The sequence below is a fragment of the Paenibacillus sp. FSL R5-0914 genome (assembly GCF_038004525.1).
In the GTDB taxonomy this organism is placed as follows: Bacteria; Bacillota; Bacilli; order Paenibacillales; family Paenibacillaceae; genus Paenibacillus_AQ.
Genome location: NZ_JBBORH010000001.1, coordinates 1,114,774 through 1,132,253, shown reverse-complemented (window position 1 = coordinate 1,132,253; position 17,480 = coordinate 1,114,774). Strand labels below are relative to the sequence as shown.

Below are 17,480 nucleotides of genomic sequence, written 5' to 3'. Positions count from 1 at the left end.
GGGGAGTTGTAACGAAGCGTCGAAGTTTACACCATTAGAAGTCCGTTCTATGAAATTACATCTGAGGAGAGATCGAATCAAATGAGCTCAACCACAATAAAAATCATCGGTTTTGCCCTTCTAGCTGCCGTTCTAATCTTTGGTGGCTTTTTACTGTATATTACCATTACCGATTATAAGCCGAAGGAGACTACTCCACTAACGGTAAACCATAATCAGGAACAAATGATGAAGCATGGAGAACCTTTTGCAATAACAACCTTTAATATTGGCTATGCTGGTCTGGATAAGGATCAGGATTTCTTTATGGATGGCGGGACCAAATCACGTTCAAGCAGCGAGGAACAAACGAAGACAAATCTTGAGGCAATAGCCTCTCTGATGACTACTTCAGGCTCAGATTTATTTATGTTGCAGGAGGTAGATATCGATTCTTCTCGTAGCAACCATATAGATGAAGTCTCCTTGTTATCGAATACCTTCTCTGATTACAGCAACGTATTCGCAACGAACTACAAGGTGCCTTGGGTACCGATTCCCGTTCTTGATCCGATGGGCTCAGTAAATAGCGGTTTATTAACCTTATCTAAATTCGGTAGCACAAGTAACGTTAGATATGATCTTCCGGGAAAAGAAAGCTGGCCTCGTCAACTGTTTGAACTTGACCGCGCCTTTTTGGAGAGCAGATTCCCCGTCGATAACGGGAAAGAACTGATCCTGATCAACCTTCATTTATCAGCCTTTGACCAAGGGGGAACGATTCGCAAGCAGCAATTAGAATATCTTTCTACTTATATTCAGAGAGAGAATGATAAAGGCAATTACCTCATCTTAGGCGGAGACTGGAATCATTCTTTACCGGGCACAACCCCTGAGGCCTTTGAGACTACACAAGCTTGGCCAGAATGGCTGCAGCAGTTCCCTGAAGATTTCAAACCGGAGGGCTTTCAATGGGCTGTCGATGCTAAAGTGCCGTCCGTCCGGACACTTGATGTAGCTTATTCAGAAGGTGTGAATTTCCGGGCTGTAATTGATGGCTTCCTAGTTTCACCGAATATCACAATAAGTGGCGTACAGGGCCATGACCTATCTTTTGAACACAGCGATCATAACCCTGTAACAGCTACTCTTATTCTAAGATAAGACCCAATCATGGATCATTGATGTTATTTAAAAATGACGAATTTCATGTTTTTCCCTTTTAGATACTGAATGATAGCAGGCAATGCCTCTACGGTAATCTTCTTTTCGTGAAAAAGATATACAGCACCGGACGGATCAGTATGATGAACAAATTGAATGACGTCTTCTGGGGTCTTGCGTCTCCAATCCTCGGAATCACGATTCCATAACAATACTTTCATCTGCTGTTCTGTCACTTTGGCTGCTAACTTATCATTAATCGCACCATATGGCGGCCGAAAAACAGTAATCGGCGATTGAATGATTTGCTCCAATGCCTGGTTAGCCTTCGCCAAATTATTCTGATTTTGGTTAGCCCCATTGTCGGTCATCTTGCTATGATCCCACGAATGACTTCCAATCGACATCTGATGTTCATTCGCATACTTAACCGCTTCCACATTATGAGCGACCTTATTCCCAACAAATAAAAAGGTGGCTGCCACCTCATGTTCTACTAGAATATCTACGATTTCTTTCGTATACTTCGACGGACCATCATCAAATGACAAAGCCACGTAACCCTTCGGCAGGCTATAGGTGTATTTATTCCCGGTTAATTTAATCTCCTCATACCGCTGTGTTTGTTCTTGAGGAGGCTCTGTAGGTTCTGGTGTAGGTTTAGAAGGTTCTGGCGTAGGCTCAGACTCCTCTTGCTGGCTAGGGGTCGTTTCTATTTTACCAATAGGAGGAATGAACGGTAGAGAGACTATTTTCTCGATCCCCTCAGCGCTGGCGCCTAGTGAGGGACCTTCCAATCCTTCTGCACGGTCCATAACATGACCACCCATTCGAAGAGACAACAATACAACTACTAAACAAGCGAACATGATACTCTGCAGCCTAAGTCTTCCAACCCGTTTTTTGCTCTTCTTTCTTAGCCTGCGTGCTGGAGGTATAGAGGGTGACGTAGTTTCAACAGTAATCTCTTCCTGTACATGGGGATCGTTCACTTGCTTTAATTGAAGAAGCTGAGACACATAATATTCAGAGCAGGCAAAATACATAGTTTCGCTGAAGGTTTGGTTCATAATAATCAGTGTGCTGTAATAACTATTACGAAATGGATCCCACTTCGGATACAATGACAATCTCATTCTTTCCCCGAAAAAGGGAGCCAGCGCGTTTAGTTGTTCATATGTAAATTCGTCTATGTTTAGCATGCGTCTGGCATACCCAATATCACGGGTTAAACCTACTTCAATCTGATAACCGGCCTGTTCATGCTCAAGCGACAGCAACTCAATCATTAGAACAGTGCTCGGTTCATTCATTGCCATGAATCTTATGTATCTCCGTTTTCGTCATTTCGTCCCGCCAGTGTGCTTCCATTCCCAAAAGGAACGGTCATACGATTTGTAAAATCGCTGATCATACCGGAGAGATATGCTTTTTCTTGGCGGATCGTATCGTATTTCTGTCTTAAATGCGCGTTCTCAGTTTCAATCCGTCCGAGCTTCTCTTCCAGATCATTCATCTTCTTGAGCTTCTCTGCATGAGCTTCGTTATGCTTTTGGATCAGATTTACATACTTTTGATGCTCCAGATCGATCGTACTCTTTAATTCTTCAATCTCTGCAGTGAGGGTAGTCTGAAGCTCCCGATAATCTTCCAGCACTTGATCGACTTTCAGATTCTTCTCAATCAATTTATGCTCAAGCTCTCGAACGTTCTTCTCTCTTTCCTCAATCACTTTATTGAGATTCTTCATGTCCCGGTTCAAACGTTCAACATGGCTGCTGGAATGAGTCAACCGATCCTGAAGTTCATTAATATTCGTCTCAGCATGCTGTCTGGCCTGAATGATCTGCTCCACGGAGAAGATCAAATCGAGTGATTTTTTATCAAGCGGCGCTTTCCCTGTAGTAACCACTCCTGCTAAAGTCTCGCCAGCAATCTGTTCCTCTACTTCCTCGCCCTGCTCTTCTGATAATTGCACCTTTTGAACCATACCCGGTTTGGACTGCTTATCCACTGAATCTTTCTTTTTAAAAAAGGGAGAAATCATTGATCTTATCACCTCAATTATAAAAAAATGTCAAAAAATGTCGAGTGCCCACGAGTCTATTATAGTTTACTTGTCTTGTCTGTAAGTGAGCCTTTATATCTAACTTTTTGAATTGGATCAAAAGACCTAAATTCTTGCCAATAACAAGAAAAAAGCACCCTTGCGGGTGCTCTGGTTTTAATTAAATTTATCGGGGAATTGTTTAACAATACCTTCGGTTAGTATATCTCCAAACATAATCATATGCTCGAGCCCTTTATCGAAAGCGACGATCTCGGCATCCCAATCCTTTTTAGCTCTAGCTGTCACATCATCCGTTATTAGCTCCAAATGTTCATGAAGCATCTCTTTCAATTGTTCATACGAATATTTGGGATTCTGTGCGCTAAGGAACTTAGCAATGTCGTCAGCGTTGTCGTACCACTCTTTATTGTATTTTTCCAAATCCGCCTGATTACCTGCTAGTGCAGCAGCAACTACCTTTCCGGCAATAAGGATATGCTCCCGCAATAATTGAGCTAGCTTATCACCTACGGCCTCACCGTAATACGGCTTATAAACATTCCCTATCTCCTGCTGATTCTGTAGCAACCTTGCCAGTACCTTCTCTTTGTCCTCGGAATTCGCAAAGGCACTAACTATGTAGTTTTTCGTCCATATCACATGGTCGCTCCATAGTTTCCTAAGATTATCCTTAAGCTCTATTACAGAGGGCGTAAAGCATTGCTTGTGTGAGCTCTTTTTCTCTTTGGCTGCAGCATCGGCAGTTACAGGCATTACACTAACAACAAGGAACATACACACAAAAACTAACTTCGCAATCAAAAACTTAGGCTTCAATATGACCTATCTCCTTTTAAGCATCTATTAACAATCCTGTATAGTGTGTACCGATACTCTTATTTCATTCCTATCTTCTTGTACATAAAAAAAAGCACCGTCATTAGACGGCGCCTCTTCCTTAAACTTATCTGAACATCACTTTATCTACATTGTATTTAGACTTCAATTCATTAATGATATACGTTTCGTAGATCTCTCTATGAACGGGGCTCTCGATTAAACTTACATCAATTCTGGTGACCTCGTCCCGATGCAGCTTAATATCAGATACGGTGTCTTCGAAATGTTTTTTGATTCTAGGTCTTAGCTTTCTCGCTTTACCTACAAACAACAACTCATCTTGGTCATTGTAGAACATAAAGATACCGCCGTAATCTCTTGGAATTAGGTGGAAATCAGTGAATCCGTAGATATTGCTTAGCTGCGGGTTGATTTGTTTAGTAATACTAACATCCACATTGGGCATAGTTATGTTGATCATTTTAGCTCACGTCCTCTTTCTATATAGGAGTAAATAGTATCATAAGTTTGCCTTTTATTCTATCTTTCACACCCTTGTTCAAATGGATTAGTGGGAATTGAACCCAAATAACGCTCGTATTTACCACCGTTTAGGATCACAGGTTCTTTGGTTAAATACAGCGTCTCATCCTGGATGAAAAATACAATAAAAGTTAATTATAAATTCCCACTGGAAATATTACTAAAAAATATGACGTTATTCAGAACCTTCTCGCCAAAGGGTTGTGATTTTCCTCATGAGGGTATTATAAATATTAAGGTAGTGTAGAGTTGTGTTAACTTCATGAAAAGAGCAATTAGCATCAAGGGGGATTTGATTCATGTCAGCAACAGACAGGCAAAAAATTGTAGATAGTGTCCCACAAACCGGATTTTTTGGACATCCCAAGGGACTATTCACACTCTTCTTTACTGAATTTTGGGAACGTTTTTCCTATTATGGCATGAGAGCGATCCTTGTTTACTACATGTATTATGAAGTAAGCAAAGGCGGGCTCGGATTTCCAGAGGATATGGCCCTTTCGATTATGTCTATCTATGGATCACTCGTATATATGTCTGGAATTATAGGTGGATGGCTTGCGGATCGGATTTTCGGGACTTCGAAGGCTGTCTTTTACGGTGGCGTTCTAATTATGTTTGGGCATATTTTACTGGCGATACCGGGAAATGCCACGCTATTCTTTTCTTCGATGATTATGATCGTGCTTGGAACCGGACTTCTTAAGCCCAATGTATCAAGTATTGTAGGCGAAATCTACAGCGAACAAGATAACCGCCGCGACGCTGCTTTCAGCATTTTTTATATGGGTATTAATCTCGGCGGATTCATCTCTCCACTGATTGTAGGCGCTGTAGGTATGAATAATTTCCATCTCGGTTTCTCGATTGCCGCGGTGGGCATGTTTATTGGATTAGTTGTTTACGTAGTGACTCGCACCAAAAATCTAGGTCTGGCAGGTACGATTGTACGCAACCCGATTCCAGCCGAACAAAAGAAAAAATTATTTACTTGGATTGGCATTGGACTAGTTGTGCTTGCTGTATTAGTTACGGTCGGCATTCTTACTGGAATACTCACCTTTGAGACATTCATTAAAATCGTAGGGGTGTTAGGGCTACTTATTCCTACAATGTACTTCATTGTGATGTACCGCAGTCCCAAAACAACAGCTGTAGAGCGATCACGGATTCTCGCGTACATCCCTTTATTTATTGCTTCGATTATGTTCTGGGCGATTCAGGAACAAACTTCAACAGTTCTAGCAAGCTTTGCTGATAAGCGTACCCAATTGGACTTTGCAGGCATACACATTTCTCCAGCTTGGTTCCAATCGCTTAACCCGCTATTTATTATCGCCCTTGCACCTGCATTTGCATGGCTTTGGTTAAAGCTCGGTAACCGCCAACCAACGATTCCACAAAAGTTCTCGCTTGGTTTATTGTTTGCCGGTCTGTCCTTCCTAGTAATTCTGGTACCGGCTTACTTCGGTGGAGCCAATTCACTGGTGAATCCATTATGGCTGGTTCTCAGCTACTTTATCGTCGTCATTGGGGAACTATGCTTGTCACCTGTTGGCTTATCAGCAACAACCAAACTGGCACCAGCTGCCTTTACCGCTCAGATGATGAGTATGTGGTTCTTGTCCAATGCTGCTGCGCAAGCTATTAATGCTCAGATTGTGAAGTTCTATACCCCGGATACCGAGATGCTGTACTTCGGAGTTATCGGCGGAGTAGCCATTGTGCTCGCGTTAATTCTCTTCCTGTTCTCTCCTAAGATTCAGAATTTCATGAAGGGTATTCGATAAACATATAAGGCTGTCGAGATTAGTCTCGGCAGCCTTTTTTTGAGTCAATATTCTAAGCTAGTTCTACACCAGAAACATAGCAACAATTGTTGTAACTATCAGCCCAATCAGCACCGGTTTAACATTGCGTCTAGCGAGCTCAAATGGACTTACGCCGCAGATGGCGGCGGCTGGAATCAATGCCCATGGGATTAGCGTCCCCCCGCCAACCCAAATGGCAGATACCTGACCGAGTGCAGTTAAAGTAGCTGCGTCGGAATGTGTGGCAACAGCGAACAATTTTCCGATGGACCCCGCAAGTGAGATTCCCGAGAACCCTGAACCATCAAGGCCCGTAATGGCCCCTGTTATGGTAGCGGTCACAGCACCTACAGCACCATTTAGAGGTACATTATGCGCCAGAGCAACCCCTAGATCATTAACAATTCCCTGAGATGCAGCAGGTAAGACTTTACCAAACAATTCAGCAAAGGCCGAATCTCCCAGATAGAAGAATGCCGCAATTGGAATTACTGGACCGAATACTTTAAAGCCGAACGTAAGCCCATCGATCAGATATGTGGTGACTTGCTCAAGTCCTTTATTACGATGTGCGAGCATTGTTACTACAACCAAGATAAATACAGCAGTCCCGCCAACTAAGGCCGTTGCGTCTCCACCCTGTAAATCCAGTAGGAACATGCCTGCTACATCAGCTAGAAACAGGAGTGGGATAACGATCGCCAGCCATTTTTTCAGTGTGGGAGGAATCACCGCTTGACCCTCGACCGCCTCACTGTCTGCAGCTAGCGCATTCGCGGCATTTTTCCCGGAAATAAGTCCGTCTCGCCAAGTACCGTTCTTCTGATCTCGTCGCATCATCCAATAAGCTGTTACCGTAGTGACTACACCCATCACTATAACAAGCGGAATACTCGCTTCCATGACACTGCTTACCGGAAGTCCTGCCGCATCTGCCGTCAATTTAGGTGCACCTTGAATAATATAATCACTCGACAGCGCAATCCCATGACCGAATAGATTCATCGCAATCGCTGCTCCAAGTGCAGGCAATCCTACGCGAATAGCAACGGGCAGCAGCACAACCCCTATCAGGGCCACTGCTGGCGAAGGCCAGAAGAACCATGATGTCACCATCATAATCAAGCCAATGCCCCAAAATGCCATAAACGGCGTACGTAAAAAACGTGTAAGCGGGGCAACCATCGTCTCGTTTATTCCGGTACGTGTTAAAACTCTGCTCATGGCTACAATGATCGAAATAATCATAATCGTACCCATTAACTCCTTTGTTGCATATACAAAAGAGTTGAATACGCCTGTGACTGAACCACTAATCGTTTCTGTCGCGAGCCAGCCTAATACAAAGATGCCTGAAATACAGATCATCGTTGTATCCCGCCGCTTAATCAGAAGTGCCATAATGAACACGATGAATGCCAAATATACATAATGGAGCGCTGTTAATTGGATGCCCATCACTGAACCACACCCTTCTCCTGCTTACAAGTGCTATATGTTATGCAGGGGTGTAGGCTAATGTTCGGTAGAAATGGGCGCTTAAATATTTATGATTTAAATAGAAAGAGACGCTTTTGCTAATCCATCCATCACCTCGTCACTAATAAATGGTGCGATAGACACGAGGGCTTTTATCCCTTCTTGTTCAAAAGCTCTTCTAGCACACTCATCTAGTACCTCGTCACTTATAAAAGGAGCAATAGACAATAATGCGTTAATGCCTTCTCGTTCAAAGGTACTTCTTGCACACTCATCCAGCATCTCATCACTTATAAAAGGAGCAATAGACAACAGCGCATGAATTCCTTCTCGCTCAAAGGCAACTTTTGCGCACTCATCTAGTACTTCTTCGCTTATAAATGGAGCGATGGATAGCAGATCTTGTATCGATACTGGATCCTTCACATATTCAAATACCTCGTTCACATGTTCCGTAAGAAGAATGGGCGCAACTTCGGAAATTTCGGCTACTGAAAGCTCATTTTGATTTAAAAATTGTTCTGTGGTATTTTCGAGTACATTTACTACTATCTGTGTCGATTTGCTCTTTTCAAGGATTGCATCAATGCTCACATTAAAAATTTCGGCCAGCTGGGGAAGCTTAGAAACATCCGGCATAGTCTCTCCTCGTTCCCAATTACTAACCGCCTGATAACTAATGCCAAGTTGATCGGCAAGCCCCATCTGAGTCATCCCTGTCTGCTTTCTTAAATCAGCGATATTCTTGCCTACCTTTAACATATCGAACACTGAAATCTCCTCCTCATTTATGATGGTTTCAGTGTATCTATTACTATTAATTTTGTATATCAAGCGTTACTTGAGTGCTTATCGAGACGCCTAGAACGCAAAAAGCCGCCCCACGCATAGATAACATCTACGCATGAGACGGCTTTCTTAGTGTTGCCTATTTAGAAATTTATTATTTAGCCACGACTCCGCCATCAACTGGCAGCTCAACACCTGTAATGTAAGAAGCTTCATCGGAAGCCAAGAACAATACAGCTTCAGCTACTTCAGAAGCACGCCCAACGCGTGGCAATGCAGTCTGGGACATAAAGAAGCTATGCATTCTTTCATCATTTACAAATTCAGCACTCATTGGAGTTTCGATAAATCCTGGGTGAACAGAGTTCACGCGAATGTTATCTTTACCAAAGTCTACAGCTGCTGCTTTACTCAGCATACGAACGGCACCTTTAGAAGCTGTATAAGCGCCGGCACCGCTGCTGCCAGTCAAACCTGCGATGGAGGAGATATTGACGATGGAACCACCTTTATTGTTCTTCATTTGAGGAACAACATGTTTCATCCCAAGGAATACGCTGCTTACATTAATGTTCATTACTTTGTTCCATTGATCAACAGTGGATTCAAGCAATTGAACTGGGAACGAGATCCCTGCGTTATTTACCAGGATGTCGATTTTTCCAAATTTGCTAATCACATTTTCTACAACTTTGATCCAGTCTTCTTCGGAAGCTACATTATGTGCATAAGCTGCTGCTTGTCCACCATTGGCTTCGATTTCTTTTACAACTGCTTGTACAGCAGCTTCGTTAATATCAGTTGCTACAACTGTAGCACCTTCTTTGGACAATAAAAGGGCTTCTTCACGACCCATGCCGCTGCCTGCACCTGTAATAATTGCTACTTTATTAGTTAGACGATTCATAATTAAGTCTCCTCTATAATCGTATTGTGATATAATAATTCGAGTGATGATAGTCACACTATCACTGTGATATTCATCATATCATTTTTACGAAATAACTACAACCTCTCCTTGCTTAATCCAATAAACGGTGGATATAATACTAATAATTAAAGAACCTAATTAAAAAATGGAAGGGTCTATCCCTCATGAATCCTAAAGCACGCTATGAAAAAGAACGATCCGACGGTAAACAGCAGCGATTATATACGATTCTCGAATCCGCAGAACGAATATTTTCGCAAAAAGGAATTGAAAAGTCGACGATGCAGGATGTCGCAAGCGAAGCAAATATAGGGATTGCGACGCTGTTTCGATATTTTCCTAGAAAAGAAAAGCTCATCGTGGCGGTGGCCACCCGGATGCTAGAGCCAATGCTCGATTACTTTAAGTATGTAGCTGACTTGCCACTTACCTGTCTCGAAAAGATCGAGATGTTATTTGACTTCTTTATTCAGGATCAAAATCATTTAAGCATTATTTTTATGGTCAATTTTGAAAGCTACGCCTCTCACTTAAATGAGCCTGTTGAGGACGTTCTGGATTTCAATGCATTAAACCGCAAGATTTGGCATGAGTACTCCAGGATCATTCAAAATGGGGTAGAAGACGGTTCTATTCGCGCCGATCTCCCTGTGAAAGAGACCTTAATCACGCTGATGAACAGCTTTGCTCTCTTTTCCAGAAAGCTAACGATGAAAGAGAACATCCTCCTGCTAGAATCGGATTTAGACTCCGACAAGCAGCTTGAGCTTCTTAAACAAATCTTTCTAGAGCATTTAAAAGCCTAAAAAGCGCCAGTTTCCTTATGAGGGGAACTTGGCGCTTTTTTGATCATAAATTCGATTGCTAGTGAAAAGGACAGGTGGCCACAGGTGATCGCTGATAAAGGAAACGAGGGCTGTAATCATATTCTTTCAGCTTACTGTCATGCCAAATCGGTGTAGACGACGGAGACATAGGGGGGATCAGCCATGACCAGCGTCCTGAAACCTGACGTCCATGTCCCTGCTCCTGCTCTTGAAATCTCACAAATTGATCAGCTGCTGTATGGTGATCAACGATACTGACCCCAGCTTGCTTAAAGGAATGCAGTACTGCACGGTTCAACTCAAGAAGCGCCCGATCCTTCCAAAGCGTTGTGTTACTGGAGCGGTCAAGTCCCATCAGATCAGCTACAGCCGGCAAAGTGTTATATCTTCCAGTATCCCCTAAGTTACGTGAGCCAATTTCGGTCTCCATGTACCAGCCGTTAAAAGGAGCCGCAGGGTATAGAATCCCGCCAATCTCCAACTGCATATCCGAAATGATCGGCACAGAATACCAGCGAAGCTGAAGCTCCGCAAAACGTTCAATTTCAGGATGAGTTAACGGTACCTCTTGAATGAGGTGTTGAGGAATAGGAAATACATGGGGGTGCCCATTACCTATGCTGATCACTAGCGGCAATACATCATAATTGCCCCTTGTTCCCTGCCAGCCTAGTTGTTGGCACACTTTCGTAAATTCATCCGATGCCGGATCACCAGCGCGTTCATGTTCAGCATCACCAGGATATCCCGCGTAACGAATCAATTGATGGTTCCAAATCCGGATTCTCCGATCAGGAGCTTCCCCGCTGCGGAAGACCGTGATAAGTGGACGAATACGTCCTCCATTATTCGCCTTTTCCAGATGTCGCAGCAAAGCTTCAGCAATATCCTCCTCGGTCTCTGCCAGACGTTCATCCATCAGCTCAATGGATTGCCAAAAGAGGCGGCCAATGCAGCGGCTATTATTTCGCCAAGCCATTCTCGCTCCATGAGCCAGCTCTTCCGTTGTATGTGTGTAACTCCCGGATTGATTAATTTCTTCTCGTACGGCTTGGATGCGTTGATCCATCTCAGCTTCAGTCTTATCAAGTTCAGCGTAACATTGTCGAATGAAAGCCTCCGCCTGCCGGGTTAACTCTTCGATGTGCATGCCATTCATATCCTTTATCCTCCATCTAAGCCATGCTAGAACTCTCGTTCCAGTATACCACCCACACTCCTAAGCTACATCCTTAGGGGAATAGCACATGAGAACAACCCGTGAAGCTTATTCGCTTCACGGGTTGTAGCAGGAACATCTAGCGTTCTGAACGTTTCCCTTGCGTCTTCAATGCAGCAAGCCTGCTCTTATCCTCGGCCAGCAGTTCTTCAGCCAACTCCACACCTTGGGGACCTAACGAGGCACGAGCTTGCTCTACCGCCTGTTCGGTATGCGCCAAACGGTTCTCAGCCTGTGCCAAAGTCTGTTCTGTTGGATGACTAAGCGCCTGAGAGACAGAGAAATGAAGCTTGCCTAAAGCATTTTTGGCTTGAGTTACATTGTCGTTCGCTTGCAGACTGGAATCGGGTTGTTTCATAAATGAAATTCGCTCCCTTCTGAAATGCGCCTGTTCTCTTCTAGCATGGTTTAGGATAAGTAACTTTATGCATACACCCTACTGGATGATGGATTGCATGAAAGTAGTCATTTCTTTGCTGGCCTTATTCAAGCGCTCAATTACCCCGCTGAATTCAGTGACCAATTCTGCTTGTGCGTGTGAAGAAGCAGAGATCGCTTCAATTTCTTGCTCCATTTGCTTAATGGACTTTTGAACATCACTCAGTGATTTTTCAATATTATGGGTTGCTTCTTTAGTGTTAACGGACAGTTTGCGCACTTCCGTAGCAACCACCCCAAAACCTGCCCCTTGCTCTCCTACACGCGCGGCTTCGATTGCCGCATTCAGCCCAAGCAGGTTCGTCTGCTCAGAAATCTCACGAATGAAGCCGGCGACCTTATTCACTTCTTGTGATTCCGTTACGGCTCTACGCGTATTATCTAATATTTGCTGCGAAGTAGCTGATAATTCCTGAGATTGGGCAGCTACGCTCTGCACCATCTCCATTAGATGACTGCTTATCTCATTAATCTCATCTGTGAATCCTTCAAGCTTATTCTCGTTCTCTAGTGTATAGGCAATGGCAAAAACCCCAATTACATCATCATCCGTTCCGTAGATAGGTACACATGTTGAGATTACAGGAGCTCCATAAATTTCTGCTGGGATTCGGTTAGAGCTTGCTATACCTTTCAGTCCATTTGAAAGCGACAGATCTTCAGGAGGGATAGGGTTACCCTTAACCAATCCGAGATCAATAACTTTACTTGGTGCGTAATAATGGAAGATCTCCCTGTCCGTGATTCCAATCATAATATCCTGCGAGTGAATCTTTTTGAAATAAGGTGCTGCGAGGACTAAGGCATCGATAATACTCATCTCTTCATCTCCCATATAAAAAATGTATATGTAGTTTTATCGTCACAATGGGTTATTAAATGAATATTGTCATAGTAGAGTAACAATCCCCACGTATGATTTGTTTATGAATACTATTAGCAGACGCCAATTTCTGAAGAAAAGTGCTCAAGTGTCGCTCGGGCTGCTTGGAACCGCAAGTGCATCCGGCATTTATTCACACTGGGTTGAACCCTACTGGCTTGAAGTTAAACATATAGATATAAAGCTTCCTCTACTCCCTCCAGCATTCGATAGATTTCGTATCGTTCATTTCAGTGATTTACACTTAGGCGTGTATACGAAGTCCGAAGCCTTAACAGAGTTAGTACAGCAAATTCAACATGTAAATCCAGATCTGATCTGCTTCACAGGGGATCTACTAGATCATTCTGTCGATTATATTTCTGAGGCTGTGGACATCTGTTCACAGTTGCGGGCACCCTTTGGACAATATGCTGTGTTAGGTAACCACGATGCTTTTGGCACTAGGAAAGCTGTGACGAAAGGGTTAACGCAATCTGGATTCCACGTACTTCATAATGAACATATTGTCTTAAAAAAAGATGCGGAGGCGCTTTATCTAGCTGGAGTGGATGATCCGTGGGTCGGCAAAGCAGATATTCATCAGGCGCTACGCCATATCCCTGATAAGGCATGTACTCTACTCCTTGCGCACGAGCCTGATTTTGCCGATGAATACAGTGATCTTCCCATAGATCTGCAATTGTCCGGCCATAGTCACGGAGGACAGGTGCGTCTCCCATTTGTAGGTGCCTTGTATACCCCGCCGCACGGCAGTAAATATTCAAGCGGATTATACCAGCTCCCAGATAGTCGACTCCAGGTCTACACCACACGCGGAATTGGAGTGACTCGTATGCCTGTACGTTTTAATTGTCGTCCCGAGCTTACCGTAATTACTTTAAAGTCCTCATGATTGTGTCAAAAATTAATAAATGGTTAAAAAGTATATACCTTTTGCACGTCTATGCAACAACACTGTAACCGTGTTTGTAATCAAATCTATTTGGGGCCTAGGTATAATTGTAGGAGTGATAGATAACATCAAAAATCATAATGAACTACATAAGCCCATCATTGGAGAGGAGAAATTAAATCATGAACAAAACTATGAAATGGACGTCTGCTGTATTAGCAACTGGAGTATTATTTGGAGGTACTGGACTCATCGGAGGGAATTCTGTTCAAGCTGCAACTACCGGTACAAAAACCGTCAATCAAGCTGTTCAGCAGCCTTCTGTGGCGCTTAAATATAAAGGCCAAGTCTTAACGCAGCAAGGAAAAATCGTAGACGGAAATACGATGATCCCTTTAACCGTATTGCGTGATGCCTTCGGCCTTGCTATTCAATACAATTCAACCACAAAGACTTACAGTGTAAGTAGTGACTCGGTGAAGCTTAACATGGAGGTCTCTGACTATGGCGTCAGTACCGATTTGAACGGATATTACATTTATAGCATGACCGGAAATCATGAAGTGAAGATGATCAACGACCGCTTATATGTTCCATTCAAACTGTTGAATGATTATTTAGGTGTTCAAGGCGTATATAATCCAGCCCAGAAATCGCTTGAACTTAGCAAAAAGGTGATGAATGACATCAAGATCACCTCTGTTTCCTTAGACAAGAGCAATAAGAATGCTAGTATTAAAGTACAATATCCAAAGATCAGCGGTCTGACAGATGAAGTACAAAACACGATTAATGCTGCCTTCAAAAAAGAGGCTGAACTATTCGCATCAGAAAGCGAAAAAGAGGCTAGCCGCAGAGATGGTACAATAGAGAATAAATATGACTACTCTCAAACTTATGTTGTCACCTTTAACCGTGAAGGCGTACTTAGTATTGTAGTCGATCAATATGGTTACAGCGGTGGAGCACACGGCGGTACCATGCGCGAGGGACATACCTTCTCGCTGAAGGATGGTAAGAAGATAGAGCTTAAAGACCTGCTAAAGGCAGAACCAAACTACAAACAAAAACTAGATAAAATGTTGAAGGAAAGCACCAAGGATATTGCTTTTCCGGAGTCAACTGGTGGACTCACAGATAAACCAGCCTTCTACGTCAGTGAAAGTGGCTTAGCTATCTTCTATCAACAATATGAAATCGCACCTTATGCAGCTGGAATTCCTACCTACACCTTTAATTTCAGCTCAATACTGCCTAAAGGCACCGATCCATTTGCTTCTTTCAAATAAACACTAACGCAAAACAAAAAGCGCTTCAGCCAATCGGCTAAGGCGCTTTTTGTTATCTATATTAATCTTCTAAACTGCCGGCAGGTCCAAAAAATTCAAAATGAATTCTGTCATCAGGTACCCGCCATTCCTTGAGCGCCTTATATATGACCTTCATAAATGGGGTCGGCCCACAGAAATAGAATTCAGAGTTCACATCTGCTATTTCTTGAAGCCAAGAAAGATCAATATAACCAAATCTATTGCACTTGTCGCCTTCTCCTGGAGATTCATAACATACATAGGACCGAAGAGAAGAATGAGATTGTGCTAAATCTGCCACCCTATCTTTCATAGCATGCAAACTTCCATTGATGGCTGCATGGATATAGGTTACCTCGCGTTCTGGCTGTGCAGCAATTATTGTCTCCAGCATACTTACCATTGGGGTTAAGCCCACACCCCCACTGATTAGAACCACCGGAGTGTCACTACGCTGATCCAGTACGAAATCGCCCGCTGGAGAGCCTACTTCTAATATAGAGCCCACTTGGACGAAATCATGCAGATAAGTGGATACGACGCCCGCTGGTCTGTCTATCCCTTCACCTTCCCGTTTAACAGTGATACGGTAATACGCCTGTCCCGGAACACTGGACAAACTGTAGTGGCGAATATGGGAATATTCTTCCCCCTCGGGCTGAACACGAACCGTGATGTACTGGCCCGGGGAATAAGAGGAGATAGCTCCTCCATCCTCTGGAGACAGGTAAAAGGAAGTAATATGCTCACTTTCACTAACCTTCCGAGTGACGACGAAGTTTCTGAATCCACTCCAGCCCCCCGGAGCTTCCGCAGCTTCACGATACTTTTCTGCTTCCACACCAATGAAAGCATCTGCGATCACACCATAGGCTTTGGCCCATGCATCTATAATTTCCGGTGTTGCCGCATTGCCAAGTACTTGTCCAATCGCAGCTAACAACGTCTCACCCACGATCGGATAATGCTCAGGTAATACACCCAGTGCTCGATGCTTCTCTGCAATCTGTTTTACCACCGGTAAGATATTCCCTAGTTGATCAATATTCATAGCCGCTGCTAGGACTGCGTTAGCAAGCGCTGTCTGCTGTCTGCCTTGCCGCTGATTGGCATGATTAAATATATTTAATAGCTCTGGATGGTTTTCAAATAACATGCCATAGAACGTCGTAGTAATGGTTGTTCCATGAACCTGTAATACAGGAACTGTTGATTTTATAATAGCAATCGTTTGTTGATCTAACATATGAATAACCCTCTCTCCTGCAATTAGATAATACCTCTATAAAAAGCATATAGAAGCTGCAAATGAGCGAGTGTGCGCTGAATCACTTTAAAATTTAATAAAATGTGAATAAACAGAAAATGCAATGATATCCATCACATTCGAATGCCAAATCCAAAAAAAAGCTGTCCAAGCAGCTCAGGTAGCTACCGGACAGCACTTTCACTCTTATTTTGCCAGCTCCACAAAGCCTTCTCCGAACACATCTCTTACATCGTGAATGGCGATAAAAGCCTCTTTATCAATCGATCTTACGATTTTCTTAAGCATGGTTACTTCCTGTTTGCTAATGACAATATAGAGAAGCTCTTTGGGTTCTTTAGTATAATACCCTCGGCCATAAATGACTGTGACACCTCTATCCATGATTCCATTAACTTGTTCAGCAATTTTGTCCTGCTCCTTGGATACAATCGTAACGGCCTTCTTAGGATTCACTCCCTCAATAATGAAGTCCATCACCTTAGTCGCTACATAGAGCATCACAATCGTAAACATCAGACTTTGAACACCAATGATGAAATACGAAGCAAATACCACAACTAAATCGACTAGAAGAAGAGCGTAGCTAACGTTCCAATCCAAAAATTTATGCAGGATTCTGGCGATAATGGTTGACCCTGCGGTCGTTCCACCCACACGTATGATCATTCCGATACCCACACCAGACAAGATGCCTCCAAATATTGCATTGATGATCAACTCATCGCTGGCGATATGCCAATTCTTCGTAAGAATCAGGAATAACGAGTTAAAAAACACCGCAATAATCGTGTATACTGTCGTCGTTTTGTCCAGAAATTTATAACCCACAATCAATAATAAAGCATTAAGAATTAAGCTAACAATACCTGGTGACCACTGATACAAATAGTATGTAATCATAGTCAGTCCCGTTACCCCGCCTTCACCGAACTCGTTCGGAATCACAAACAAGTTAACGGCCAAGGAAAACAGCAATGCTCCTACAATGATGGAAACAATATCCGTAATACGCTTTTTCATACCATGCCCCTTCTATCCTCTGTCTATATCTA

The 17,480-nt window shown here is 43.1% G+C and carries 17 protein-coding genes; 5 read left to right on the top strand and 12 right to left on the bottom strand.

The window, feature by feature from the left end; genetic code table 11:
• Positions 1-81 precede the first annotated feature (81 nt).
• Positions 82-1,143, top strand: a complete 1,062-nt coding sequence (locus MKX60_RS04915) for an endonuclease/exonuclease/phosphatase family protein (protein ID WP_076298014.1) — start codon at positions 82-84, stop codon at positions 1,141-1,143.
• Between the two features lie 23 nt (positions 1,144-1,166).
• On the opposite strand, the gene MKX60_RS04910 is transcribed toward MKX60_RS04915, so the two are convergent.
• The 4 genes from MKX60_RS04910 to MKX60_RS04895 all read right to left on the bottom strand — a co-directional run bounded on the left by MKX60_RS04910 (position 1,167) and on the right by MKX60_RS04895 (position 4,514).
• Entirely contained in the window at positions 1,167-2,462 is a 1,296-nt protein-coding gene (locus tag MKX60_RS04910; RefSeq protein WP_341059186.1) for a polysaccharide deacetylase family protein, read from the bottom strand.
• Positions 2,463-2,467: 5 nt separating this feature from the next.
• Positions 2,468-3,190, bottom strand: coding sequence for a hypothetical protein (locus MKX60_RS04905; protein ID WP_042192810.1), 723 nt, complete (start codon positions 3,188-3,190; stop codon positions 2,468-2,470).
• Positions 3,191-3,367: 177 nt separating this feature from the next.
• Positions 3,368-4,030, bottom strand: a complete 663-nt coding sequence (locus MKX60_RS04900; RefSeq protein WP_143759242.1) for a glycosyltransferase — start codon at positions 4,028-4,030, stop codon at positions 3,368-3,370.
• A gap of 127 nt (positions 4,031-4,157) precedes the next feature.
• Positions 4,158-4,514, bottom strand: a complete 357-nt coding sequence (locus tag MKX60_RS04895) for a nucleotide excision repair endonuclease (RefSeq protein WP_042192814.1) — start codon at positions 4,512-4,514, stop codon at positions 4,158-4,160.
• Positions 4,515-4,875: 361 nt separating this feature from the next.
• Between MKX60_RS04895 and MKX60_RS04890 the strand changes: the two genes are divergently transcribed.
• Positions 4,876-6,366, top strand: a complete 1,491-nt coding sequence (locus tag MKX60_RS04890; RefSeq protein ID WP_076298016.1) for a peptide MFS transporter — start codon at positions 4,876-4,878, stop codon at positions 6,364-6,366.
• Between the two features lie 63 nt (positions 6,367-6,429).
• Here MKX60_RS04890 and MKX60_RS04885 read toward each other — a convergent pair whose 3' ends face one another.
• The 3 genes from MKX60_RS04885 to MKX60_RS04875 all read right to left on the bottom strand — a co-directional run bounded on the left by MKX60_RS04885 (position 6,430) and on the right by MKX60_RS04875 (position 9,562).
• A complete protein-coding gene (locus tag MKX60_RS04885; protein WP_076298017.1) occupies positions 6,430-7,845 on the bottom strand; it encodes a hypothetical protein in 1,416 nt (471 codons plus the stop codon).
• Positions 7,846-7,941: 96 nt separating this feature from the next.
• Positions 7,942-8,628, bottom strand: a complete 687-nt coding sequence (locus MKX60_RS04880) for a helix-turn-helix domain-containing protein (protein WP_256716190.1) — start codon at positions 8,626-8,628, stop codon at positions 7,942-7,944.
• Positions 8,629-8,809: 181 nt separating this feature from the next.
• Positions 8,810-9,562 (bottom strand): SDR family NAD(P)-dependent oxidoreductase, encoded by a 753-nt coding sequence (locus MKX60_RS04875; RefSeq protein ID WP_076298019.1) that lies wholly within the window; start codon positions 9,560-9,562, stop codon positions 8,810-8,812.
• Between the two features lie 188 nt (positions 9,563-9,750).
• On the opposite strand from MKX60_RS04875, the gene MKX60_RS04870 reads away from it, so the two are divergent.
• Positions 9,751-10,392 carry a TetR/AcrR family transcriptional regulator gene (locus MKX60_RS04870; protein ID WP_341059184.1) on the top strand — a complete coding sequence of 214 codons (642 nt, stop codon included), beginning with the start codon at positions 9,751-9,753 and terminating at the stop codon, positions 10,390-10,392.
• 58 nt (positions 10,393-10,450) lie between these two features.
• Here the strand turns inward: MKX60_RS04870 and MKX60_RS04865 are convergent, their stop codons facing one another.
• The 3 genes from MKX60_RS04865 to MKX60_RS31650 form a co-directional block, all read right to left on the bottom strand.
• The gene (locus tag MKX60_RS04865; protein WP_076285075.1) at positions 10,451-11,563 is read right to left on the bottom strand and encodes a nitric oxide synthase oxygenase; all 1,113 of its coding nucleotides are present in this window, start codon (positions 11,561-11,563) and stop codon (positions 10,451-10,453) included.
• Between the two features lie 148 nt (positions 11,564-11,711).
• The gene (locus MKX60_RS04860) at positions 11,712-11,990 is read right to left on the bottom strand and encodes a hypothetical protein (RefSeq protein WP_076284951.1); all 279 of its coding nucleotides are present in this window, start codon (positions 11,988-11,990) and stop codon (positions 11,712-11,714) included.
• Between the two features lie 78 nt (positions 11,991-12,068).
• Positions 12,069-12,512 carry a methyl-accepting chemotaxis protein gene (locus MKX60_RS31650; RefSeq protein ID WP_256716191.1) on the bottom strand — a complete coding sequence of 148 codons (444 nt, stop codon included), beginning with the start codon at positions 12,510-12,512 and terminating at the stop codon, positions 12,069-12,071.
• Positions 12,513-12,996: 484 nt separating this feature from the next.
• Between MKX60_RS31650 and MKX60_RS04850 the strand changes: the two genes are divergently transcribed.
• Positions 12,997-13,848 (top strand): metallophosphoesterase, encoded by an 852-nt coding sequence (locus MKX60_RS04850; protein WP_076298020.1) that lies wholly within the window; start codon positions 12,997-12,999, stop codon positions 13,846-13,848.
• Between the two features lie 182 nt (positions 13,849-14,030).
• Positions 14,031-15,137, top strand: coding sequence for a PdaC/SigV domain-containing protein (locus tag MKX60_RS04845; RefSeq protein WP_076284954.1), 1,107 nt, complete (start codon positions 14,031-14,033; stop codon positions 15,135-15,137).
• A gap of 61 nt (positions 15,138-15,198) precedes the next feature.
• Here MKX60_RS04845 and hmpA read toward each other — a convergent pair whose 3' ends face one another.
• Together hmpA and MKX60_RS04835 are read right to left on the bottom strand one after the other, a co-directional pair.
• A complete protein-coding gene (hmpA, locus tag MKX60_RS04840; protein ID WP_076298021.1) occupies positions 15,199-16,404 on the bottom strand; it encodes an NO-inducible flavohemoprotein in 1,206 nt (401 codons plus the stop codon).
• Between the two features lie 207 nt (positions 16,405-16,611).
• A complete protein-coding gene (locus MKX60_RS04835; RefSeq protein ID WP_076298022.1) occupies positions 16,612-17,448 on the bottom strand; it encodes a YitT family protein in 837 nt (278 codons plus the stop codon).
• Positions 17,449-17,480: the final 32 nt, after the last annotated feature.